Here is a 21,040-nt window from a genome sequence, read left to right as displayed (position 1 = left end):
GCTAACGTGCACCACCCGGTGCCGCCCCGGCGGGAAGGGCCGTACGGTGTCCACCGCGCACTCCGCCGTACGACGTGCCCGGGCCCGGGTACGCTGCCGTACTGCCGTCGAGGTCATCCGTATCAGGAGGCAGAACCGTCGTGACCGCTTTCCCCTCGGCAGGCCCGGCCGGGGCCTGCTCCCGCCGGCCGGCCGCACCCCACCGCAGGCGCGGGGCGACGCTGACGGCGGCGGTGTGCGCGGTGCTCGCCGGGGCGCTCGCGGGGTGCGCGACGGAGGACCCGGACGCCGGGACCAACGGGGTCGGCAGACTGCCCGCCGACAAGATCCAGGCCAAGGCGCAGACGGCCGCCCGCGCTGCCGGAACGGTACGGCTCTCCGGCAACCTCGTCAGCCAGGGCCGCACCTACAAGCTGGACATGCGGCTCGGCCCCCAGGGCGCCCGGGGCGAACTCGCCACCAAGGCGGCCACCTTCCAGCTGCTGCGGGTCGACGGCGCGCTCTACCTCAAGGCGGACGCCGGGTTCTGGGCCCGCGAGAAGAACGCCGACCCGTCGAAGAACGACGAGACGTCCGTCGCCAAGCTCGTCGGCAAGTACGTGAAGGTGCCGTCCTCGGACCCCGTCTACAAGCGCTTCAGCGGCTTCACGGACAAGGACGTCCTGCTCGGCAGCCTCCTCGGCCTGCACGGCAAGCTCACCACCGGCGACCGCGGCACCCTCGACGGCACCCGCACCATCCGCATCGCCGCCGGCCAGGGCGCGGGCGGCACCCTCGACGTCTCCCTGGAGGGCGAGCCCTACCCGCTCCGCCTGCGCCGCGCGGGCGACGCGGGCGAGGTACGGCTGACCGACTGGGGAAAGCCGGTGCAGATCCAGGCACCGGCGGACGGCCAGGTCATCGACTACGGCAAGTCGATCACGCTGGGCGACTGAACGCAGCGCACATCGGCCCATAGTTCCGCTATATTGCGGCTATGGCGACGACGACGATTCAGGTTCTGCGAGAGACCCGTGATCACCTTGCCGAGCTGGCCAGAGAGCGCGGTGTGAGCATCGGCCAGCTGGTCGAAGCGCTTGCCGCGGAGCAGCCGACGGCAGCGCAGCGGGCCGAGCGGCTGGCCGCCGACCGGGAAGCCGTACGCCGCATGATGGGTGTGGCCATCAGCGACGAAGAGTTCGAGCAGGCCCCCGACGTGCTCGGCAACATCTACAAGATCGCTGCTGAGAAGGTCCGGGCGGCCAAGGGCGTCGCAGCGTGATCATCCTGGATACCAGCGCCGTCATGGCGCTCGCCGGCGGCCACAAGACGCTGAACCTCCTGGCCGGCAATATGGCGGAGACCCCCGGCGAGCATCTGAACATCCCCGCTCTGTGCCTCACTCAGGCCGAAGTCGGTGAAGAGAACCTCGCGCAGCGCGTCCTGACCTTTTCCTCAGTGGTCGTCGACAGCCTCGACACGATGGCCGCTGTCAGCGTCGGCACCATGATTCGCGACGGCTATGGTGGCCCGGACACCTGCCACGCCCTCTACTGCGCACTGCCGCGCCCCGAATTCACCGGCATGTCCATCCTGCTGACCGGCAACGAGAACGCCTACCCGCCCGGCGTGGTCACCGTCGACATCGACTCACCCGGGATGCTCGGCTTCTACTGACGGGCAGTCGACCCAGGCCGGAGGGGCGCCCTCAGCGCCCCCGCCGCTTCCCCCGCAGCAGCTTGGGCAGCGCCGCGGGAATGGGTTCGCGGGTGGTGACCGGAGTGGGGAGGGGGCGCGCGGCCTGGGCGCCGTCGCCGAAGTCCGTGGTGGCCGACGCGTCCGTGACCGGTTCCAGGCGCAGGACGCGGCACTCGCGTGCCCAGCGGCGCGGCATCGTCTCCGCGTCCGGTGCGTTGAGCCGCTTGCCCTTGAGGTCTTCCACGGCGGCCTGCCACGCCTCGCTGTCCGGCTCCAGCTCGGTGACCCGGGCCTGCCAGCCGACCAGCCGGCCGCCCTTGTCCTTGCTGCGCAGGGTGACGGTCGCGGTGCCGCCGTCGGTCAGACCGAGGTCGTGCAGCGGCTGCTCGTCGGACGGGTCGGCCACGCCGTCCGCACGGCCGGATCCCGCTCCGACGACGCACGCGGCGCCGTCGTGCCAGACGTGCCACAGGGCCCGCGCCGGGCCGGTGGCGCCCCGTACCCAGATGAGGCCGGACTTCTTCGTGGCCTCTTCGATGAGCGCGCGGTCCAGCAGCGCCTGCGACACGGTCTCCGTCATGGGAGCAGCCTAATGGGCGGCGGGCCTGCCGCCGGGCGGCGGGCGGGGCGCCCGGACCGTACCGCCGTCACAGCCGTCCGTACCGCCGTCAGAGCCACCCGTTGCGCTTGAAGCCGCGGTGGATGCCGAAGCAGATGCCGACCGTGACGAGCAGGACGAGCGGGTAGCCGTACTTCCACTTCAGCTCGGGCATGTACTCGAAGTTCATGCCGTAGATCCCGGCGATCATCGTCGGTACGGCGAAGATCGCCGCCCAGGAGGTGATCTTGCGCATGTCCTCGTTCTGGGCCACCGTCGCCTGCGCCAGGTTGGCCTGGAGGATCGAGTTCAGCAGGTCGTCGAAGGAGAGCACCTGCTCGTTGACCCGGGCCAGGTGGTCGGCCACGTCCCGGAAGTACTTCTGGATGTCGCAGTCGACCAGCCGCATCGGCCGCTCGCTCAGCACCTGCATCGGCCGCAGCAGCGGTGACACGGCCCGCTTGAACTCCAGTACCTCGCGCTTGAGTTGGTAGATCCGCCCGGCGGCGTCGCCGCCGCCCTTCGCCGCGCTCCGGCCGGCGCCCGCGTGCTTGCCGTCCGAGCCGGAGCTGAAGACGTCGATCTCCACCTCGTCGATGTCGTCCTGCATCGCGCCGACCACCGCGATGTAGCCGTCCACGACCTGGTCGGCGATGGCGTGCAGCACCGCGGACGGGCCCTTGCCGAGCAGCTCGGGGTCGTCCTGGAGGCGGTGGCGCAGCGCGCGCAGCGAGCCCTGGCCGCCGTGCCGCACGGTCACGATGAAGTCCCGGCCGGTGAAGCACATCACCTCGCCGGTCTCCACCACCTCGCTGGTGGCGGTCAGCTCCGCGTGCTCGACGTAGTGGACCGTCTTGAAGACGGTGAACAGGGTGTCGTCGTAGCGCTCCAGCTTGGGCCGCTGGTGGGCGTGGACCGCGTCCTCCACGGCCAGCGGGTGCAGTCCGAACTCCCGCGCGATCTCGGCGAATTCCGCCTCGGTGGGCTCGTGCAGCCCGATCCAGGTGAAGCCCCCGTCGCTGCGTACGTTCGCCATCGCCTGGGACGGCGTGACGTGGTCGCTGACACGCCGGCCGTCACGGTAGACGCCGCAGTCCACGATGGCGCTGTTGGTGTGGGCCTTGCCGTGGTCGTTCTCGTACTTGTACGGGGAGTCCTCCCGCCGGCGGGCGGGGCGGACGGCGGCACGCAGGTCGCGGATCATCGACATGGGCAGGCTCCTTCACGGGCCGGCCGCCAGCCGCGGGCGCGCGGCGTAACGCTGCCCGGAACGAGGACGTACAAGACGGCGCTGGCCGTACGTCCGCAAAGCGGGCGGCGCTCCGTGCGCAGGTCTGACGGCAGTTCGCAGAACACGCAGAAAACGCAGAAACGAGAGTCGAAGGCGCTCTTCCGTCATCTACTTCCGGCGCGAAGGCACGTCGCGGGTTTCACCGCGTGCGGCAGGGGTACGGAAGCCCCTGGATCAAGAGAGCCGCTGGGCGCGCTGGGGGATGACAGGAGAACTGTCGGTACTGCACGGTCGACTTGGATCCACCGCAGCCCCACCTCCTCCGGCCGGTCCCCGCTGGGGGACGAACGTCATTCCCTGACCAGACGGCAAGGCTATCAGCCGTCAGAACCGATCCGGCGCGCCTTTGCCCGTTCCATACGAACGGCCGCCACGTGCGGCGGGACGGGCCACCGGGCGCCCGCGGCCGGACCCGGGCCCCGGCCTATGCTCGCGGCATGTCTGACGTTCTCGATCTGGTCGAAGCCCGCCTGCGTACGACCTTGGGCGAGCCGGACGCGCGCGCCGCCGTCACCTTCCTCGGGACCGACCGTGTCGAGGTCCTGCGCTTCACCGGCGGCGGCCCGGACGGCGATCTGGTGCGCTATGTCACGCTCGGCATGTCGGACCGGCCGATGACCGACCCCACGGCGGTGCTGGCCGACCCGCTGCGCGGCCCGCGCGCCGAACTGGTGCTGTCGGTGAAGGCGGGCCGGGCCGATGTCGACAAGGTGCTGCGACCGCTCGCCGTGCTCGCCGCTTCCCCGCAGGTCGAGGGTGTGATCGTGGCGCCGGGGGCGTCGCTGGACGTGGGGGAGCCGCTGTGGCCGGGCGCGCCCTTCACCTCCGTACTGGTCGCGGAGCCGGGCGGCCTGGTGGCGGACCTGGAGCTGGACGAGCCGCTGGCCCCGGTCCGCTTCCTGCCCCTGCTGCCGATGACGCCCAACGAGGCCGCCTGGAAGCGGGTGCACGGCGCCGAGGCGCTCCAGGAGCGGTGGCTCAAGGGCGGGACGGATCTGCGGGATCCGCTGCGGTCGGGTGTGGCGCTGACGTAGCGGTGTACGGGGGCGGCGTACGGGAACGGTGCTGCGCCGACGGCGTACGGGGGCTGTGTACGGGAGTGGCGGCGACCTGACGGGGTACGGCGCGCCGGCCCGGGTGGGCGCGCCGTACCGCGTCGGCGGGGGCTGCCGTCAGTTGGCGAAGGCGGACACGCCGTCCTCGGTCGCGTGCCGCGGCTCCAGCTCGTGCGCCCGTATGGTCAGCGCCCGGCGCCGTACGGCCACGATGCCCGCGCCGACGAGCGCCGCCAGGGCCGCGACCACGAACGGGATGTGGATGTCGGTCCATTCTTCGATCTTCGGCGCCAGGAACGGCGCGGCCGCGGCGGCGAACCAGCGCACGAAGTTGTAGCCCGCGCTCGCCACCGGTCGCGGCGCGTCGGAGACGCCGAGCGCCAGTTCCGTGAAGACGGTGTTGTTCAGGCCGATGAAGGCACCGGACAGGATCGTGCAGACGACGGCCGTGACGTGGTTGCCGTAGCCGAGGACCAGGAGGTCCACGGCGAGCAGCACCAGCGAGCCGCCCAGGACCTTCAGTGACCCGAAACGCTCCTGGAGGCGCGGCGCCACCAGCACGGAGAAGACGGCGAGCAGCACGCCCCAGGCGAAGAAGACCCCGCCGGACTTGTACGGGCTCATGTTCAGCACGAAGGGCGTGAAGGCCAGCACCGTGAAGAACGCGTAGTTGTAGAAGAACGCGGAGACGGCGGCGGAGGCCAGGCCGCCGTGGCCCAGGGCCTTGACCGGGTCCAGTACCGACGTCTTGCGCGCCGGCCGGGGCTGTTCCTTGAGGAAGACCGTGATGGCGATGAAGCCGACGGCCATCAGGACGGCGGTGCCGAAGAAGGGGTAGCGCCACTTCATGTCGCCGAGGACCGCGCCGAGCAGCGGGCCGCAGGCCATGCCGAGGCCGAGCGCCGATTCGTACAGCAGGATCGCCGCGGCGCTTCCCCCGGCCGCCGCACCCACGATGACGGCCAGCGAGGTGGAGACGAACAGTGCGTTGCCCAGGCCCCAGCCGGCCCGGAAGCCGACCAGCTCGCCCACCGAGGACGAGGTGCCGGACAGCGCCGCGAAGACCACCACGAGCGCCAGTCCGGCGAGCAGCGTCTTACGGCCGCCGATCCGGCTGGAGACGAAGCCGGTGACCAGCATCGCGACCGCGGTGATCAGGAAGTAGGAGGTGAACAGCAGGGAGACCTGGCTGGTGGAGGCGTGCAGTCCCTGGGCGATCGAGGGGAGGATCGGGTCGACGAGGCCGATGCCCATGAAGGCGACGACCGAGGCGCCCGCGGTGGCCCAGACGGCCATCGGCTGGCGCAGGATGCTGGTGCCGCCCTCGTCGAACGGGTCGTCTCCGGCGTGGCCGCGGTGGCCGCGGTGGCCGCTCTTGCCGAGTTCCGACATGCCGTTGTCCCCTTCCTGTTCCTGTTCCTGTTCCTGTTCCGGTCGCGGGCGCCGGGGTCCTGGTCGGGGGTCCGCCGGGTCGGCGCTTCCGCAAAAACGTTGCTGTATACACACAATAAGTTAGTCGACCTAAAGAATGCAACGTGCAACTACCCTGCCGGGAGGCGCGGGGACCGGCCCGGGACGCCGGATGGGTGATCGTCCTTGACGCGGCGCCCGGCCGGGAGGACCGTGGGGCTCTATGAGGGGCGAACCCAGTTGCCCGAAGTGCGGTGGCCGGGTGCGGGCGCCCGGTCTCTTTGCCGACTCCTGGCAGTGCGGCGTGCACGGCACCGTGCACCCGCTGCAACCGGTCGTCCCGCCCAGCGTCGAAGCGCTGGCCGTGGTCGTACGCCGGGCCCGGGTGCCGGTGTGGATGCCGTGGCCGCTGCCCGTCGGCTGGCTGTTCACGGGCGTGTCCTGCGCGGGCGACGACCGCAGCGGCGGGCGCGCCACCGCGGTGGCCTGCTCGGGTCCCGGACCGCTCGGCGGGCCCGGTGAGCTGCTGCTGATCGCGGAGGAGCTGGGCGTCGGCCTGGGCGCGCGGTACGCGGGCATCGACGGACCCGACCCCGGCCCGCACATGTGCGTGAACAAGCCGCCGCACGTGAAGGTGCTGGCGGCCGGGCGTCCGACCCCGCTGTGGCACGTCGAAGGGGCTCCCGAGGACCGGGCGGTCTTCGCCGGGGAGGCGCGCGGACTGTGGCTGTGGGCGGTGGTCTGGCCCGCCGAGTCGGGCCTGCTGCTCTACGACGAACTGGTCCTCACCGACCTGCGGGACGCGGGCGCCGAGGTCGATCTGCTGCCGTGCGGGGCGCTGTCGCCGCGGCTGCTGACGTGAGGGGTGGCCGACGGGCGCGGACGGTCACCGGCCCTGCGGGGCCCGGCGCGGCCGAGGCGGACTCTCGCGTGACGCGGTTGCTCACTCGCACGGGAAAGGGGAACCGGTGGCGGTCGACGGTGTGACGGAGCCCGCGCGGTCGCGTGTTCGAGGGGCCGGTGGGCGGCCGGTATCCTTCTGAGGTCCCCTGGCCGGCCCCGCAGCAGTCTGGAGTTCAGCGTCGTGCGCATCGATCTGCACACCCACTCCACTGCTTCCGACGGTACGGACACCCCCGCCGAGCTGGTGCGCAACGCCGCCGCTGCCGGGCTGGACGTCGTCGCGCTGACCGACCACGACTCCGTGGGCGGATACGCCGAGGCACGGGCCGCGCTGCCCGAGGGGCTCACGCTGGTCACCGGTGCCGAGCTGTCCTGCCGGGTCGGCGGGGTGAGCATGCACATGCTGGCGTACCTCTTCGACCCCGAGGAGCCCGAGCTGGCCCGGGAGCGGGAGCTGGTCCGCGACGACCGGGTGCCGCGGGCCCGCGGCATGGTCGCCAAGCTGCGCGAGCTGGGCGTCCCGGTCACCTGGGAACAGGTGGCGCGGATCGCCGGGGACGGCGCCGTGGGGCGGCCGCACGTGGCCGCCGCGATGGTGGAACTGGGCGTCGTCGAGACCGTCTCCGACGCCTTCACGCCGCAGTGGCTCGCCAACGACGGCCGGGCCTACGTCGACAAGCACGAACTGGACCCGTTCGACGCGGTCCGGCTGGTCAAGGCAGCGGGCGGGGTGACGGTCTTCGCCCACCCGATGGCGGTCAAGCGCGGGCGGACCGTGCCCGAGCACGTCATCGCCGAGCTGGCGGCGGCGGGGCTGGACGGCGTCGAGGTGGACCACACGGACCACGACGACGCCGCGCGGACCCGGCTGCGCGGACTCGCCGCCGACCTCGGCCTGCTGACCACCGGCTCCAGCGACTACCACGGCAGCCGCAAGACCGTCGCGCTCGGTGAGTACACCACCGACCCCGAGATATACGGCGAGATCGTGCGCCGGGCCTTCGGCGCCTTCCCCGTTCCCGGCGCGGGCGGCTGACCGTACCGCGCTCCGGCCGGCGGGCAGGTTCCCGTCCCGGCCGGACGGGCACGTTCGTGCTCCGGCGCGGCGGGTCTTCGTACCGCCGCGCCCTGTCCGGGCTTCTCCCGCCCGCTCACGCGCCCGCGCGCGTGAGCCTGCGCGCTCTCCCTCTCACCACCCTTTCGTTCTCCCCTCTCGTCACACCGCTCTCTCGTCACACCGCTCTCCCGTACCACCTCTCGCAAGGCCATCACTGTGTTCGACTTCGCTGTCTTCAGTACGCTCTTCGTCACCCTGTTCGTGATCATGGACCCGCCCGGGATCATCCCGATCTTCCTGGCCCTCAGCTCCGGCCGCCCCGCCAAGGTGCAGCGGAAGATGGCCTGGCAGGCGGCCACTGTCGCGTTCTGCGTCATCGCCGTCTTCGGTCTCTTCGGCGAGCAGATCCTCGGCCGGCTGCACATCACCCCGCCCGCCCTGATGATCGCGGGCGGGCTGCTGCTCCTGCTCGTCGCGCTCAGCCTGCTGACCGGCAAGTCGGAGCAGCCCACCCAGACCAAGGACGTCAACGTGGCGCTGGTGCCCCTGGGCATGCCGCTGCTGGCGGGGCCGGGCGCCATCGTCTCGGTGATCCTCGCGGTGCAGCACGCGGACGGGATCAGCGGCGAGCTGTCGGTGTGGGCGGCGATCGCCGCCATCCATGTGGTGCTCTACCTCGTGATGCGCTTCTCGCTGGTCATCATCCGGGTGATCAAGGACGGCGGGGTGGTGCTGGTGACCCGGCTGGCCGGCATGATGCTCTCCGCGCTCGCAGTGCAGCAGATCATCAACGGCGTCATGCAGGTCGTACGCGGCGGCTGAGCGGTTGCGGCCGGGCGGTCGTGCGGTCGTGCGGTCGGGCGGCCGGGCGTTCGGGCGGCTGGGCCGGTGGGCCGTCGGCGGTCCCGGGCGCCCGGCGCGCCCGGCCGGGCCCGGACGCGCGAAGCGCCCCGCGCGAAAGGTTTCGTGCGGGGCGCTCCGTGCGCCGGACATGGGCGCGTCACGCGCTCATGAGTGACGCTGTTCGTGCGTCATCGGGCGGCAGTATCGGCTGGGCGGATGTAGATGCGCTGGCCGACTGCGGCGGCCTGCTGCACGATCCGGTTGACGGAGGCGGCGTCCACGACGGTGCTGTCCACGGCGGTGCCGTCGACATCGTCCAGGCGCATGATCTCGAAGCGCATAAGGCTTCTCCCTTCGTCTGATCCTCCTGCGGAGAACTTTGCTGTTGTACGGGGTACTCGCGGGGCGACGGTGCCCTGCGTTCCCAGTGGGTATAACGACATGCTGCCTGCAATCATTCCCTACGCTAAAGAAAATTTTCGGCCGTCTAAGTACTGATGGGTAGGGAGAGCGGTTGTGCGCGCTGAGTGACCGGCCGGACAATGGGCCCGTATGAACGACGACGCCCGGCCCACCGGCCCCTCACCCGACCTCACCGCGGTGCTCGCGGGGATCGAGCGCACCAACGAGCTGCTCACGCGGGTGCTCGCCGAGGTCGCCACCACTCCGTCCACCCACGCGGCCTTCGTCGACGCGGGCTATGTGTACGCGGCCGCCGGGCGGCTGGTCGCCGGCACCGAGGACCGCCGGGCCTTCGAGCTGGACGCCGAGGGTCTCATCGAGGCCTTCATCGACAAGGCCCGCACGATCTTCCCGGACAGCCGGCTGCTGCGCGTGTACTGGTACGACGGCGCCCGGCGCCGCATCCACACCATGGAGCAGCAGCGCGTCGCCGAGCTCCCGGACGTCAAGGTGCGGCTCGGCAACCTGAACGCCAACAACCAGCAGAAGGGCGTCGACTCGCTGATCCGCTCCGACCTGGAGTCGCTGGCCCGGCACCGCGCGATCAGCGACGCGGTCCTGATCGGCGGCGACGAGGACCTGGTCTCCGCGGTGGAGGCCGCGCAGGGCTACGGAGCCCGGGTCCACCTGTGGGGCATCGAGGCCGTCGGCGGGCGCAACCAGGCCGAGCCGCTGCTGTGGGAGGTCGACAGCCAGCGCACCTTCGACCTGGAGTTCTGCAAGCCGTACGTGACCCGGCGGACCGTCGTCCCGCACGAGCACGGTGACGCGGCGGCCGACGGCACCGGCAACGGCGGCACCGCGCCCACGCGCGACGAGGTGCGCTTCGTCGGCGCGCGGGTCGCCGCGCGATGGCTGGGCGAACGCGGCGTCCCCTGGGTCACCGAGTTGCTGCCCGGCCACCCGTACCTGCCGGGCGCGGTCGACCAAGAGCTGCTGACGGCCGCCGAGGCGCTGCTGCACCACTCGCTGCGCGGGCACGCGGACCTGCGGCGGGTGCTGCGGGACGGCTTCTGGGAGCACGTACAGGCGCAGGGTTAGCGGCCGGGGGGGCGGGGGCCGGGTGGCCGGGCGGGCGCTGGCTCCGGCGCCCGATGCGCGGGGTGGCGGGAAGCCGTACGTACGGGCGCGTCGATGGCTTCGCGGAGGTACGGACACGACGCGCGCCGGGGTGTGCGCCCCGCTCAGTCGGTGCTGTGCCAGAACTCCGCGAGTGCCGCCGCCGTCTCGGCCGGCCGTTCCGCGTTGGGGGAGTGCTCCGCGCCCTCGACGACCGTGCGCCGGGCTCCCAGCCGTTCGGCCATCGCGTCCATCTCCGGCACCGGCCACGCGTAGTCGACGGTGCCCGACACGACGTGCTTGGGCAGCGGTACGGCGGCCAGCTCCGCCACCCGGTCCGGTTCCGACACCATCTGCCGCCCGGTGGCAACCAACTGCTGAGGGACGGTGTTCATCCAGCGCTGGTGGAGGAAGGCGCCGATCTCCGGCGGGGTGGCCGCGTCCTCGGCCTCCGGCGGGTCCAGCTCGCGCATGGCCAGCCACACCGCCTGCATGTCCAGCGTCCCGAGGGCGTCGATGAGCATCCGTACGCGGTTCTGCTGGGACGCGGCGATGGCGGCCGGGCCCGAACTCATGACGGTCAGGGAACGGAAGGGCGCGGGGTCGCGCAGGACGGCGGCCCGGGTGAGGAGGCCGCCGAGGGAGTGCCCGAGGAGGTGCACCGGGCCGTCGCCCAGGGCGCGCGCCTGGGCGGCCACGTCCTGCGCCAACTCGCCCTGCTCGTAAGCGGTTTCGTCACGCGGGCCGGGTGACTCGTGCTGGCCGCGGCCGTCCACGGCCACCACCCGGAACCCTGCGGCGGCCAGTGGTGCCAGGAGGGCGATGAAGTCCTCCTTGCTGCCGGTGAACCCCGGCACGAGCAGCGCGGTCCCGGCGGGCGTCCCGTCGGGCCGGGCGTCGTGGACGGCGAACTCGCCGCGCGCGGTGACGAGTCGGCGCGCGCGGGCGCACGAGGGCAAGGTGAGGGTGGGCGGCCTGCTCATGGGACGAGGCTATCCGGGGCCCGGGAAGCCGCCGCGCGCGGGCGCATCCGCCGACGAACCGGCCGCGCGCATGCCGACGATCCGGCACCGGATCCGCCGACGGACCGGGCGCGCTTGCGCCGACGGCCGGGCCGCGGATTCGCTGACGGTCCGGTCCCGCACATGCCGACGGCCCGGCCGCGCATTCGCCGTCGGCTCGGTCCCGCACACGCCGGCGGTCCGGCCCCGCCTGTGCCGATGATCCGGCCCCGCACACGCCGACGGCCCGGCCCCGCACACGCCGACGGTCCGGCCCCGCACACGCCGTCGGTCCGGCCCCGCCTGTGCCGATGATCCGGCCCCGCACACGCTGACGATCCGGCCCTGCATTCGCCGTCGGCCCGGCCCCGCACACGCCGTCGGCCCGGTCCCGCCTGCGCCGTCGGCCCGGTCCCGCACACGCCGACGGCCCGGCCCCGCCTGCGCGGGAACCGGGCCGTCGTACGGTCGGGATCAGCCCTCGGCCGGGGCCTCCGCCGTGGCCTTCTTGGCCGCCGTCTTGCGGGTGCGGCGCGGCTTGGCGGGCGCGTCGTCCTCCGCAGCCGTAGCGGCGTCGGCCGCCGGGGCCTCCGCCGTGGCCTTCTTGGCCGCCGTCTTGCGCGTACGGCGCGGCTTGGCGGCCGCCTCGTCCGCGACGACCTCGGCACCCTCCGCCGTCTCCACCGTGGCCTCCGCCTTCTTGGCGGCGGCGGTCTTGCGCGTACGACGCGGTTTGGCCGGAGCCTCGTCGGCCGCGACCGCGGCCTCGGCGCCTTCGGCCGTATCGACCGCTGCCTCGGCCTTCTTGGCGGCGGCGGTCTTGCGGGTGCGGCGCGGCTTGGCGGGCGCCTCGTCCGCGACCGGCTCCGCGCTCTCCGCAGCCTCCTCGGCAGCCTTGGCGGCCGCCGTCTTCCGCGTACGGCGCGGCTTGGCCGGGGCCTCGTCGGCTGCGACCCCGGTGCCTTCGGCCGTGTCGACCGCGGCCTCCGCCTCGGTCTTCTTGGCGGCGGTCTTGCGCGTACGGCGCGGCTTGGCGGCCGCCTCGTCCGCGACGACCTCGGCACCCTCCGCCGTCTCCACCGCGGCCTCGGCCTTCTTGGCGGCGGCGGTCTTGCGCGTACGGCGCGGCTTGGCCGGGGCCTCGTCCGCGACCGGCTCGGCGGCCTCGGCCGTCTCCACGGCGGCTTCGGCCTTCTTGGCGGCGGCGGTCTTGCGGGTGCGGCGCGGCTTGGCGGGAGCTTCGTCCGCGACCGGCTCGGCCACGACGGTCGTCTCGGCGACGGCGACCGGCTCCGCGCTCTCCACCGTCTCCACGACGGCTTCCGCCGCGGGCTTGGCGCTGCGCGTGCGGCGGCGCGGCTTGGCGGGTGCCTCGTCCGCGACCGGCTCGGTGACGGCCGGCGTCTCCGCGACGACCGGGGCTTCGGTGGTGGCCTGCGCCGGGACCTTGACGGTCCCGGTGGGGCCCTCGGCCGTGTCCACGGCGGTGGCCGACGCCGTCCGGGCCGTCTCGGCCTTGGCGGCGGAGTTCGCGCCGCCCCGCGTACGGCGGCGGCGCGGCTTCGACGGCGCCGCGGTGGCGTCGCCGCCCTGCGCGGCCTCGGACGCGATGGTCTCGGCGGCCGGTGCCGCCTGGTCACGGGCCGGCGTCACGGCGGCCGGCGCGTTGCCGGAGCCACCGCGCGTACGGCGACGGCGACGCGGCTGGCGCGGCCCGTCCGTGGCGGCGGCGCCACCCTCGGGCGCACCGGACGTCGCGGGAGCGTCCGCCCCGTCCACCAGCGCGCCGCCCCGCGTGCGCCGGCGCTGGCGCGGCGTACGGCTGCGGCTCGGGCGCTCCTCCTCGACGGCGGGCGCGCCCCGGCGCGGACCACGGCCGCGGCCGCCGGTCTCGCCCAGGTCCTCGACCTCTTCGGCGGCCAGCCCGGCCCGCGTACGGGACGCGCGCGGCAGCACACCGGTCGTGCCCTCGGGGATCTCCAGCAGCTCGTAGAGGTGCGGGGAGGTGGAGTACGTCTCCTCCGGCTCGTCGAACGGCAGGTCCAGCGCCTTGTTGATCAGCTTCCAGCGCGGGATGTCGTCCCAGTCGACCAGCGTGACCGCGGTGCCCTTGGCGCCCGCGCGGCCGGTCCGGCCGATCCGGTGCAGGTAGGTCTTCTCGTCCTCGGGGGACTGGTAGTTGACGACATGCGTCACGCCCTCGACGTCGATGCCGCGGGCGGCGACGTCGGTGCAGACCAGCACGTCGACCTTGCCGTTGCGGAACGCGCGCAGCGCCTGCTCGCGCGCGCCCTGGCCGAGGTCGCCGTGGACCGCGCCGGAGGCGAAGCCGCGGCGCGCCAGCTGGTCGGCGATGTCGGCGGCGGTCCGCTTCGTACGGCAGAAGATCATCGCGAGGCCGCGGCCGTTCGACTGCAGGATGCGGGAGACCATCTCCGGCTTGTCCATCGAGTGCGCGCGGAAGACGTGCTGCTTGATGTTGGCGACGGTCTGGCCCTCGTCGTCCGGCGCGGCGGCGCGGATGTGCGTGGGCTGCGACATGTAGCGGCGGGCCAGGCCGATGACCGCGCCCGGCATGGTCGCGGAGAACAGCATGGTCTGGCGGCGGACCGGCAGCATGTTGATGATGCGCTCGACGTCCGGCAGGAAGCCGAGGTCCAGCATCTCGTCGGCCTCGTCCAGGACGAGCGCCTTGACGTGCGAGAGGTTCAGCTTCTTCTGGCCCGCCAGGTCCAGCAGCCGGCCCGGGGTGCCGACGACCACGTCGACGCCCTTCTTCAGGGCCTCGACCTGCGGCTCGTACGCCCGGCCGCCGTAGATCGACAGCACCCGTACGTTACGGACCTTGCCGGCGGTCAGGAGGTCGTTGGTGACCTGCTGGCACAGCTCGCGGGTGGGGACCACCACGAGGGCCTGCGGGGCCTCGGTCAGCTGCTCGGGCTTGGCCCGGCCCGCCTCGACGTCCGCGGGGACGGTGACGCGCTCCAGCAGCGGGAGGCCGAATCCCAGGGTCTTGCCGGTGCCGGTCTTGGCCTGGCCGATGACGTCGGAGCCCGCGAGGGCCACCGGGAGCGTCATCTCCTGGATGGGGAAGGGGGACGTGATGCCGACGGCTTCAAGGGCCTCGGCGGTCTCGGGGAGAATCCCGAGGTCTCGGAACGTAGACAGAATCTTGCCTCTTCTGTGAGACGCGGCACGAGGCGGCCAAGGGGGTCGTACCGCGCCCTCGCACACTGTCGTACGGGACCGGCCTTGGGTCGGCCGGATGGCGCGGGACCACTGCCTTCGCTCAAGCACTCGAACCGCGAGCGGTGTCCCTCCCGCTGTGCGTACGTCTCGTACGCGCCGCGAAAGAGGGCGGTCGGGTTGGAGCCGATCGGGCCACCGACCGGGCATCCGCATGCGTGGAACAACCCGCCGATACTCGGCGGGCGCATTACCACCATACCCCGGATAGCCACACGTGTGTCCGGGCAATCGTTCGGTCGGGTGGGACGGGAGTGGCTGACCAGCCACTTCCCCCGGTTGCGCAGCGGGCTATTGTGCGCTTCATGGAGACGCCTGACAACGCTGCGCACACCGCCGAAGATGACCGAGAACACACCGGGATCGCCGCCCAGGACTGGGCCGCGGCCTCCGCGGAGCCGCAGTACCGGGCCGCGGTGATCGACCTGCTGGGCGCCCTCGCCTACGGCGAGCTGTCCGCCTTCGAGCGGCTCGCGGAGGACGCGAAGCTGGCGCCGACGATGGACGACAAGGCGGAGCTGGCCAAGATGGCGTCGGCCGAATTCCATCACTTCGAGCGGCTGCGGGACCGCCTCGCGCACATCGAGGCGGAGCCGAACGAGGCGATGGAGCCGTTCGCGGCGGCGCTGGACGAGTTCCACCGGCAGACCGCCCCGTCGGACTGGCTGGAGGGCCTGGTCAAGGCGTACGTCGGCGACTCGATCGCCAGTGACTTCTACCGCGAGGTGGCGGCCCGGCTCGACTCCGACACCCGGGACCTGGTCCTCGGCGTCCTCGACGACACCGGGCACGCGACGTTCGCCGTCGAGAAGGTACGGGCCGCGATCGACGCCGACCCGCGCGTCGGCGGGCGGCTCGCGCTGTGGGCCCGGCGGCTGATGGGCGAGGCGCTGTCCCAGGCGCAGCGGGTCGTGGCCGACCGGGACTCGCTGTCGACGATGCTGGTGGGCGGCGTGGCCGACGGGTTCGACCTCGCGGAGGTCGGCCGGATGTTCTCGCGGATCACCGAGGCGCACACGAAGCGGATGGCCGCGCTGGGCCTGGCCGCGTAGCGGACGGGAGCGGCACGGAGCGGGCGGGTGAGCCCGGTGCCGCCCCGCTGACCGGTGCGCGGCCCGTCGGCGGCGGGCGGCCCCGGGCACGGCACCCCGTCGTACCGACGCCGGAGGGGCTGGACCCACGTCCAGCCCCTCCGGCGTTCGCATCCGCAGAAAATCAGGGAGCCGCGGCTCCGCCGCCCCCGCGCCCGGCCGGGCGGGCCCGCGCCCGCCCTGGGTCACACCCCCGAGCGCAGGGGCGACAGCCGGTGTGCGGGCCGGATCAGCAGGGAGAGCATGGCCGCGCCCAGGCAGGCGGCGGCCAGCAGGGTCTGGAAGAAATGGCCGGGGCCCAGGATGGAGTGGGCGAGAAAAGCGCCGAGGAGGGCCGCGGCGGGGCCTGTCGCCAGCGTCAGGGTGCGGGCGGGGAACCGGCCCGGCAGCCGGCGCGTGGCGGCCAGTGCGATGGCGAGTCCGACGATCACGGAGCCGAGAGCTTCCCAGACCATGGTTTATCCCTCCCGCGGTTACGACCGGCTGGACGACACAAATCGGTCGTAGGCCGTCGTACCCAGGGGGAATGCGCCGCAACCCTCGTCGGCGCACGGAGTCCCGGGCGGTCCGGACAGCGAAGCGGCGGCCCGGAGAACGATCTCTCCGGGCCGCCGCTCGTGACGGGTGCGCGCGGGCCCGTCCAGGGGCCCGCGGCCGGCTACAGCGCGCCGAAGCCGACCTTGCGGACGGTCTGCTCGCCGATCTCCACATAGGCCAGCCGGTCCGCCGGGACCAGGACCTTGCGGCCGTGATCGTCCACCAGGCTCAGCAGCTGCGACTTGCCGCCCAGTGCGTCCGCCACCGCTCGCTCGACGTCCTCGGCGGTCTGCCCGCTCTCCAGAACGATCTCGCGGGGCGCGTGCTGCACGCCGATCTTGACCTCCACGGCTTTGTCCCTCCGACGGTCTCGGTGCCCCCCGGCTGGGCCACGGGGCAGGTGCGCGGCAATCCGCGCCGTACGCAGCACACATTAGCCCGGTGAGCGGACGGACAGGGCGCCGCGGAGCACGCCCGCAGCGAACAGGGGAGGGGCGTGGGCGGACGGGAGTGCGGGACGTGGCAGGGCGGACCCGCCACCCGGACCCGCGATACGGCCCGGCGTCCGGTGGTACGGCTCACAGCGCGGCGGCGGTCCGCCTCACTGCCCCTCGGAGCCGTGCAGCGGGAAGCCCGCGATGCCCTTCCAGGCCAGCGAGGTCAGCAGCTGCACGGCCGTCTCGCGCGGCACGGTGCTCTCGGAGGAGAGCCAGTAGCGCGCCACGACCTGCGAGACACCGCCCAGCCCGACGGCCAGCAGCATCGACTCGTCCTTGGACAGACCGGTGTCCTCGGCGATGACCTCGCTGATCGCCTCGGCGCACTCCAGGGAGACCTTGTCCACCCGCTCGCGCACGGCGGGCTCGTTGGTCAGGTCGGACTCGAAGACCAGCCGGAAGGCGCCGCCCGGGTCCTCGACGTACGCGAAGTAGGCGTCCATCGTCGCGGCTACGCGCTGCTTGTTGTCGGTCGTCGAGGCGAGCGCGGTGCGCACCGACTGCAGCAGCGCCTCGCAGTGCTGGTCCAGCAGGGCCAGGTAGAGGTCGAGCTTGCCCGGGAAGTGCTGGTAGAGCACGGGCTTGCTGACGCCGGCGCGCTCGGCGATGTCGTCCATCGCGGCCGCGTGGTAGCCCTGCGCCACGAAGACCTCCTGGGCCGCGCCCAGGAGCTGGTTGCGCCGGGCTCGGCGTGGCAGGCGCGTGCCCCGCGGGCGTGCCGCCTCGGTCTGCTCGATGGCGCTCACGCTGCCTCCCAGGTGTCGTTCCGTCCGCGGCGCACGCACAGCGGTGCGCCGCGTCCGCCATCGTACTTTTGGGTAACCCGGCTGTGCGTGGTCACGGGCGAGAAAATCTGCCGCCGAAGACTGTGGGAAGCCGACATATGGCCCCAGGTCATCGGTAATCGTCTTCGTCGAGATCCACGACGCGGGCCTGCTCGGCACGGTCCGCCTCGTCGGCGGAGTCGGGATCGGCGCCGGTCAGCGGATCGTCGCGGTGCGGCGAGAGGTCCGCCTGCTGCTCCGCGGCGTCGGCCTCGGGCGCTTCGACGTCGATTTCCGAGGCGCCGGCCTCGTCCTCGAAGGTGTCCGGGTCGGTCGGGTCGACGGGCATGGTGGCTCCCTTTCTCTCACGTCCTCCGGAGGCCAGGGCGAGCGTCCGCACGCGAGCGCTCGTCACACGGGTGCCCTTCCTGCCCGAGCCTAAGAGAGCGGGTTCCGAAATGCGATGCGGTGTGTGAGCGCGAACACACGATCGGCGGCGTGATCGTCTCGTAACATCGACCCCATGTCTTCGACGGAGTCGACCGGATCGCCGGACGTGTCGCCGGACACCCGCGCCGTTCTCCCGGTGCCCCCGGCGGGCCGTCCCTCGCGCGTCGGTCCGGGGGAGACGGTGCGGTCCGTGAGCCTGCCGGGCCTGACGATGAGCGTGCGGGGCGTGCCGGGCGAGCGGGCCGGGCTGCCGCCCGCGCTGTACGTCCACGGCCTCGGCGGTTCCTCCCAGAACTGGTCCGCGCTGATGCCGCTGCTCGCCGGCCAGGTCGACGGCGAGGCGCTGGACCTCCCCGGATTCGGTGACTCCCCGCCGCCGGACGACGGTGACTACTCCGTCTCCGCACAGGCGCGGGCGGTCATCCGTCATCTGGACGCCAGTGGCCGCGGACCGGTGCACCTGTTCGGGAACTCCATGGGCGGCGCGGCGGTGACGCGCGTGGCCGCGGTCCGCCCGGACCTGGTGCGGACGCTGACGCTGATCTCGCCCGCCCTGCCGGAGCTGCGCCCGCAGCTGTCCGCGGTGCCGACCGGACTGCTCGCCGTGCCCGGCGTGACCCGGCTCTTCAGCAGGCTGACGCGGGACTGGACGCCGGAGCGGCGCACCCGTGAGGTGCTGGCGCTGTGTTACGGCGATCCCGCCCTGGTCACCCCGGACGGCTTCACCGCCGCGGCGGAGGAATACGCACGGCGCCTCGAACTCCCTTACTTCTGGGAGGTGATGACGCGCTCGGCACGGGGCATCGTCAATGCGTACACGCTCGGCGGGCAGCACAATCTGTGGCGGCAGGCGCAGCGGGTGCTCGCACCCACGCTTCTCGTCTACGGTGGGCGCGACCGCCTGGTCTCCTTCCGTATGGCACGCCGGGCGGCCGCCGCTTTCCGCGCCTCCCGGCTGCTGACGCTCCCGGAGGCGGGGCACGTGGCGATGATGGAGGATCCGGAAACGGTGGCGCGGGCCTTCCGCGAGCTGTTGGACGACGCGGCCGCGCGGGACGCGGCCGGTGCGGGCGGGAGCGCCGGTGCGGGAGAGTCCGCCGCCGGTGGCGCGTCCTGGACGTGAGTAGGAGCTGACAGGCCGAGTGGGACGTCACAGCCGCCGGAGCCCGGCCGCAACCGCCGGTGACACCTCCGGAATAGGTGAGGTGGGCGAGGCGGACGGGCTCGGCGCGGCAGGTGGCGCCGGACCCGTTCCCGGGCCGGGTACGGGCCGCAGGCGCCGCCGCGCGGAGCCGGGGCCGGACGGCGGAGGGGGCGGCGAGGCCGCCCGGGCGGGCGGCGCCGAGCAGCAGCGCACGCCGGGGGACGAGCCCGCGCAGGGCGCGATCCGTTACGCGACCGGGCGCCGTACGCCCGAGCACGGACCGGCGCAGGGCGCACCGTGGCAGACACCCGCGCAACGCACGCCGCAGCATCCGTCCACGCGCCCCGAGCCGTACCGGCACCCGACCGTGCGCCCCGCGGCGCCGCAGAACGCGCCCGCGCGCGACACCTCCCCCGGCACACCCGCGCGCGACACTTCCCCCGGCACGCCGGCGCACGGCACACCCGCGCAGGGCGCACCCCGGGTACCGCGCCCGCGCGACGGCCGCCCGCAGTCCGCGCCGGCCACCCCGGCGCACGGATTCGCCCCGTTCGAGGACGGCGGCGAAGGCGCGAGCAGGCCCGCGCCCGGCGCCGGCGGCACTGCCGCTGCCTCCACTCCTGCCGCTGCCCCCGCCCCTGACGCGGAGGCCGGACCCGTCCTCGGTCCGACCTCCACCGGTACGGGATCGGTCGGATCGCCGTTCGTCCCGCAGAACCGGGTGCCGGCGCCCCGGCAGGAGTACATCGACGCCTTCGCGGCGCAGCCCGTACCCGAAAAGGAGCGCGTCGGCGGTCCCGGGGACGCGGACGACGACGTGTTCGCGGCCGGGTCCCCGGAGAGCGGCGGACGGCCCGGACGGGCCGGGCCGGGGCGTGACACCGGCCGGTCGGTGGTCTTCCCGAGGGAGGGCGACGGCCCGGCCGACGCGCCGGACATCACTCCGGACGCCGGTGAACTCGGCGCCCAGGGGCCCCAGTTCAGCTCCCGCAAGAAGATCACCAAGGGTCGTACCTTCACCGGTGTGGCCGCGGCGGCCGTGACGACCGTGCTCGCGGTCGTGGTGGCCGGGCAGGTCACGGACCAGCGGCAGGACGACGGCAAGGCGCGGGCGCTCAGCGGGAAGGGCCGGACGGCCGGCTCCGACGCCGCCTCGCGCTCGAACGCGCGCCCGACGCAGCAGGCGGCCCCCGTCACGTACGACGACAAGATGGCGAAGGCCTACCCGCTGGACACGAAGCTGGCGGCCTCCGGGCAGTTCAAGCCGGCCGGCGGGGACGCCGAGGCGCCGGGCCGCGGCAAGGTGTGGCGCTACCGCGTCGACGTGGAGGAGGGCATGGGCCTGGACGGCGAACTGTTCGCCGACGCGGTGCACAAGACCCTCAACGACGACCGGAGCTGGGCGCACGGCGGGCGGCGCACCTTCGAGCGGGTGGGCTCCGGCGAGGCCGACTTCGTCATCACGCTGGCGAGCCCCGGGACCACCGCCGCGTGGTGTGCCAAGTCCGGGCTCGACACGACCGAGGACAACGTGTCGTGCGACTCGGCGGCGACCGAGCGGGTCATGATCAACGCGTACCGGTGGGCGCAGGGCGCCCAGACCTACGGGCCGGACCAACTGCACGCGTACCGGCAGATGCTCATCAACCACGAGGTGGGCCACCGGCTCGGACGCAACCACGAGAGCTGCACGCGGCAGGGCGCCCTGGCGCCGGTGATGATGCAGCAGACGAAGTTCCTGACGACGGACGGCGCGACCTGCCGTCCCAACGCCTGGCCGTTTCCCGAAGGGCGCTGACAGCGGTACAGCGGTCCCCCTGACCCTGCCCCGAGCGACTCGACGGTGCTGACCGCAGGGCGCTCGGAGGGTGCCGGCGCCGGATTCCCCGAAGGGCGCGGACGCGAGATGGTCCGGCATGCGGGATGATTCGTCTCTCATCGCGGGACACTTTTGC

The 21,040-nt window shown here is 73.2% G+C and carries 21 protein-coding genes; 11 read left to right on the top strand and 10 right to left on the bottom strand.

Annotated elements, in window-relative coordinates; genetic code table 11:
• The first annotated feature begins 221 nt into the window (after positions 1 to 221).
• The 3 genes from OEIGOIKO_RS14475 to OEIGOIKO_RS14465 are packed head-to-tail and all read left to right on the top strand — an operon-like array spanning position 222 to position 1,656.
• On the top strand, positions 222 to 935 hold the full coding sequence (locus OEIGOIKO_RS14475) for a hypothetical protein (RefSeq protein ID WP_125058693.1): 714 nt from the start codon (positions 222 to 224) through the stop codon (positions 933 to 935).
• Positions 936 to 976: 41 nt separating this feature from the next.
• Positions 977 to 1,261: a hypothetical protein gene (locus OEIGOIKO_RS14470; protein WP_125054392.1), complete on the top strand. Its 285-nt coding sequence runs from the start codon at positions 977 to 979 to the stop codon at positions 1,259 to 1,261.
• Positions 1,258 to 1,656: a hypothetical protein gene (locus OEIGOIKO_RS14465; RefSeq protein WP_125054391.1), complete on the top strand. Its 399-nt coding sequence runs from the start codon at positions 1,258 to 1,260 to the stop codon at positions 1,654 to 1,656. The genes OEIGOIKO_RS14470 and OEIGOIKO_RS14465 overlap by 4 nt, the downstream gene beginning before the upstream one ends.
• Positions 1,657 to 1,687: 31 nt before the next feature.
• On the opposite strand, the gene OEIGOIKO_RS14460 is transcribed toward OEIGOIKO_RS14465, so the two are convergent.
• On the bottom strand, positions 1,688 to 2,257 hold the full coding sequence (locus OEIGOIKO_RS14460; RefSeq protein ID WP_125054390.1) for a hypothetical protein: 570 nt from the start codon (positions 2,255 to 2,257) through the stop codon (positions 1,688 to 1,690).
• A gap of 88 nt (positions 2,258 to 2,345) precedes the next feature.
• A complete protein-coding gene (locus OEIGOIKO_RS14455; protein ID WP_125054389.1) occupies positions 2,346 to 3,485 on the bottom strand; it encodes a magnesium and cobalt transport protein CorA in 1,140 nt (379 codons plus the stop codon).
• Between the two features lie 518 nt (positions 3,486 to 4,003).
• On the opposite strand from OEIGOIKO_RS14455, the gene OEIGOIKO_RS14450 reads away from it, so the two are divergent.
• The gene (locus OEIGOIKO_RS14450) at positions 4,004 to 4,600 is read left to right on the top strand and encodes a suppressor of fused domain protein (RefSeq protein WP_125054388.1); all 597 of its coding nucleotides are present in this window, start codon (positions 4,004 to 4,006) and stop codon (positions 4,598 to 4,600) included.
• 138 nt (positions 4,601 to 4,738) lie between these two features.
• Here the strand turns inward: OEIGOIKO_RS14450 and OEIGOIKO_RS14445 are convergent, their stop codons facing one another.
• The gene (locus OEIGOIKO_RS14445; protein WP_125054387.1) at positions 4,739 to 6,013 is read right to left on the bottom strand and encodes an MFS transporter; all 1,275 of its coding nucleotides are present in this window, start codon (positions 6,011 to 6,013) and stop codon (positions 4,739 to 4,741) included.
• Between the two features lie 241 nt (positions 6,014 to 6,254).
• Between OEIGOIKO_RS14445 and OEIGOIKO_RS14440 the strand changes: the two genes are divergently transcribed.
• The 3 genes from OEIGOIKO_RS14440 to OEIGOIKO_RS14430 all read left to right on the top strand — a co-directional run bounded on the left by OEIGOIKO_RS14440 (position 6,255) and on the right by OEIGOIKO_RS14430 (position 8,813).
• Positions 6,255 to 6,893 carry a DUF6758 family protein gene (locus OEIGOIKO_RS14440; protein ID WP_030020315.1) on the top strand — a complete coding sequence of 213 codons (639 nt, stop codon included), beginning with the start codon at positions 6,255 to 6,257 and terminating at the stop codon, positions 6,891 to 6,893.
• Positions 6,894 to 7,115: 222 nt separating this feature from the next.
• Positions 7,116 to 7,970 carry a PHP domain-containing protein gene (locus OEIGOIKO_RS14435; protein ID WP_125054386.1) on the top strand — a complete coding sequence of 285 codons (855 nt, stop codon included), beginning with the start codon at positions 7,116 to 7,118 and terminating at the stop codon, positions 7,968 to 7,970.
• Between the two features lie 237 nt (positions 7,971 to 8,207).
• Positions 8,208 to 8,813: a MarC family protein gene (locus OEIGOIKO_RS14430; protein ID WP_073758457.1), complete on the top strand. Its 606-nt coding sequence runs from the start codon at positions 8,208 to 8,210 to the stop codon at positions 8,811 to 8,813.
• 209 nt (positions 8,814 to 9,022) lie between these two features.
• On the opposite strand, the gene OEIGOIKO_RS41585 is transcribed toward OEIGOIKO_RS14430, so the two are convergent.
• The gene (locus OEIGOIKO_RS41585) at positions 9,023 to 9,175 is read right to left on the bottom strand and encodes a hypothetical protein (RefSeq protein ID WP_003985759.1); all 153 of its coding nucleotides are present in this window, start codon (positions 9,173 to 9,175) and stop codon (positions 9,023 to 9,025) included.
• 211 nt (positions 9,176 to 9,386) lie between these two features.
• Here OEIGOIKO_RS41585 and OEIGOIKO_RS14425 point away from each other — a divergent pair, with 211 nt between their 5' ends.
• Entirely contained in the window at positions 9,387 to 10,337 is a 951-nt protein-coding gene (locus OEIGOIKO_RS14425; RefSeq protein WP_125054385.1) for an NYN domain-containing protein, read from the top strand.
• 143 nt (positions 10,338 to 10,480) lie between these two features.
• Here OEIGOIKO_RS14425 and OEIGOIKO_RS14420 read toward each other — a convergent pair whose 3' ends face one another.
• Both OEIGOIKO_RS14420 and OEIGOIKO_RS14415 read right to left on the bottom strand, forming a co-directional pair.
• Positions 10,481 to 11,338 (bottom strand): alpha/beta fold hydrolase, encoded by an 858-nt coding sequence (locus OEIGOIKO_RS14420; protein WP_125054384.1) that lies wholly within the window; start codon positions 11,336 to 11,338, stop codon positions 10,481 to 10,483.
• Positions 11,339 to 11,830: 492 nt separating this feature from the next.
• Complete coding sequence (locus OEIGOIKO_RS14415) at positions 11,831 to 14,434, bottom strand: DEAD/DEAH box helicase (RefSeq protein ID WP_246177342.1); 2,604 nt, start codon at positions 14,432 to 14,434, stop codon at positions 11,831 to 11,833.
• 464 nt (positions 14,435 to 14,898) lie between these two features.
• Here OEIGOIKO_RS14415 and OEIGOIKO_RS14410 point away from each other — a divergent pair, with 464 nt between their 5' ends.
• Positions 14,899 to 15,654, top strand: coding sequence for a ferritin-like fold-containing protein (locus tag OEIGOIKO_RS14410; RefSeq protein WP_031001019.1), 756 nt, complete (start codon positions 14,899 to 14,901; stop codon positions 15,652 to 15,654).
• A gap of 224 nt (positions 15,655 to 15,878) precedes the next feature.
• Here OEIGOIKO_RS14410 and OEIGOIKO_RS14405 read toward each other — a convergent pair whose 3' ends face one another.
• The 4 genes from OEIGOIKO_RS14405 to OEIGOIKO_RS14390 form a co-directional block, all read right to left on the bottom strand.
• Positions 15,879 to 16,148, bottom strand: coding sequence for a hypothetical protein (locus OEIGOIKO_RS14405; RefSeq protein WP_031001020.1), 270 nt, complete (start codon positions 16,146 to 16,148; stop codon positions 15,879 to 15,881).
• Between the two features lie 203 nt (positions 16,149 to 16,351).
• Positions 16,352 to 16,579: a DUF3107 domain-containing protein gene (locus OEIGOIKO_RS14400; RefSeq protein ID WP_030024620.1), complete on the bottom strand. Its 228-nt coding sequence runs from the start codon at positions 16,577 to 16,579 to the stop codon at positions 16,352 to 16,354.
• 252 nt (positions 16,580 to 16,831) lie between these two features.
• Complete coding sequence (locus OEIGOIKO_RS14395) at positions 16,832 to 17,473, bottom strand: TetR/AcrR family transcriptional regulator (RefSeq protein WP_031001023.1); 642 nt, start codon at positions 17,471 to 17,473, stop codon at positions 16,832 to 16,834.
• 148 nt (positions 17,474 to 17,621) lie between these two features.
• A complete protein-coding gene (locus OEIGOIKO_RS14390; RefSeq protein ID WP_125054383.1) occupies positions 17,622 to 17,840 on the bottom strand; it encodes a hypothetical protein in 219 nt (72 codons plus the stop codon).
• A gap of 174 nt (positions 17,841 to 18,014) precedes the next feature.
• Here OEIGOIKO_RS14390 and OEIGOIKO_RS14385 point away from each other — a divergent pair, with 174 nt between their 5' ends.
• Positions 18,015 to 19,064, top strand: coding sequence for an alpha/beta fold hydrolase (locus OEIGOIKO_RS14385; protein WP_125054382.1), 1,050 nt, complete (start codon positions 18,015 to 18,017; stop codon positions 19,062 to 19,064).
• Between the two features lie 82 nt (positions 19,065 to 19,146).
• Positions 19,147 to 20,883, top strand: coding sequence for a DUF3152 domain-containing protein (locus OEIGOIKO_RS14380; RefSeq protein ID WP_246177341.1), 1,737 nt, complete (start codon positions 19,147 to 19,149; stop codon positions 20,881 to 20,883).
• The last annotated feature ends 157 nt before the right edge of the window (positions 20,884 to 21,040 follow it).

The organism is Streptomyces paromomycinus (assembly GCF_003865155.1).
In the GTDB taxonomy this organism is placed as follows: Bacteria; Actinomycetota; Actinomycetes; order Streptomycetales; family Streptomycetaceae; genus Streptomyces; species Streptomyces chrestomyceticus.
Note: the sequence above shows the minus strand (reverse complement) of the source record. Positions and strands in the feature narration are given on the sequence as shown.

Coding starts and splice junctions, on each gene's coding strand:
- OEIGOIKO_RS14450 (WP_125054388.1), top strand. CDS start 4,004: ATGTCTGACGTTCTCGATCTGGTCGAAGCCCGCCTGCGTACGACCTTG.
- OEIGOIKO_RS14445 (WP_125054387.1), bottom strand. CDS start 6,013: ATGTCGGAACTCGGCAAGAGCGGCCACCGCGGCCACCGCGGCCACGCC.
- OEIGOIKO_RS14425 (WP_125054385.1), top strand. CDS start 9,387: ATGAACGACGACGCCCGGCCCACCGGCCCCTCACCCGACCTCACCGCG.
- OEIGOIKO_RS14455 (WP_125054389.1), bottom strand. CDS start 3,485: ATGTCGATGATCCGCGACCTGCGTGCCGCCGTCCGCCCCGCCCGCCGG.
- OEIGOIKO_RS41585 (WP_003985759.1), bottom strand. CDS start 9,175: ATGCGCTTCGAGATCATGCGCCTGGACGATGTCGACGGCACCGCCGTG.
- OEIGOIKO_RS14460 (WP_125054390.1), bottom strand. CDS start 2,257: ATGACGGAGACCGTGTCGCAGGCGCTGCTGGACCGCGCGCTCATCGAA.
- OEIGOIKO_RS14420 (WP_125054384.1), bottom strand. CDS start 11,338: ATGAGCAGGCCGCCCACCCTCACCTTGCCCTCGTGCGCCCGCGCGCGC.
- OEIGOIKO_RS14415 (WP_246177342.1), bottom strand. CDS start 14,434: ATGACGCTCCCGGTGGCCCTCGCGGGCTCCGACGTCATCGGCCAGGCC.
- OEIGOIKO_RS14385 (WP_125054382.1), top strand. CDS start 18,015: ATGTCTTCGACGGAGTCGACCGGATCGCCGGACGTGTCGCCGGACACC.
- OEIGOIKO_RS14470 (WP_125054392.1), top strand. CDS start 977: ATGGCGACGACGACGATTCAGGTTCTGCGAGAGACCCGTGATCACCTT.
- OEIGOIKO_RS14405 (WP_031001020.1), bottom strand. CDS start 16,148: ATGGTCTGGGAAGCTCTCGGCTCCGTGATCGTCGGACTCGCCATCGCA.
- OEIGOIKO_RS14390 (WP_125054383.1), bottom strand. CDS start 17,840: ATGCCCGTCGACCCGACCGACCCGGACACCTTCGAGGACGAGGCCGGC.
- OEIGOIKO_RS14440 (WP_030020315.1), top strand. CDS start 6,255: ATGAGGGGCGAACCCAGTTGCCCGAAGTGCGGTGGCCGGGTGCGGGCG.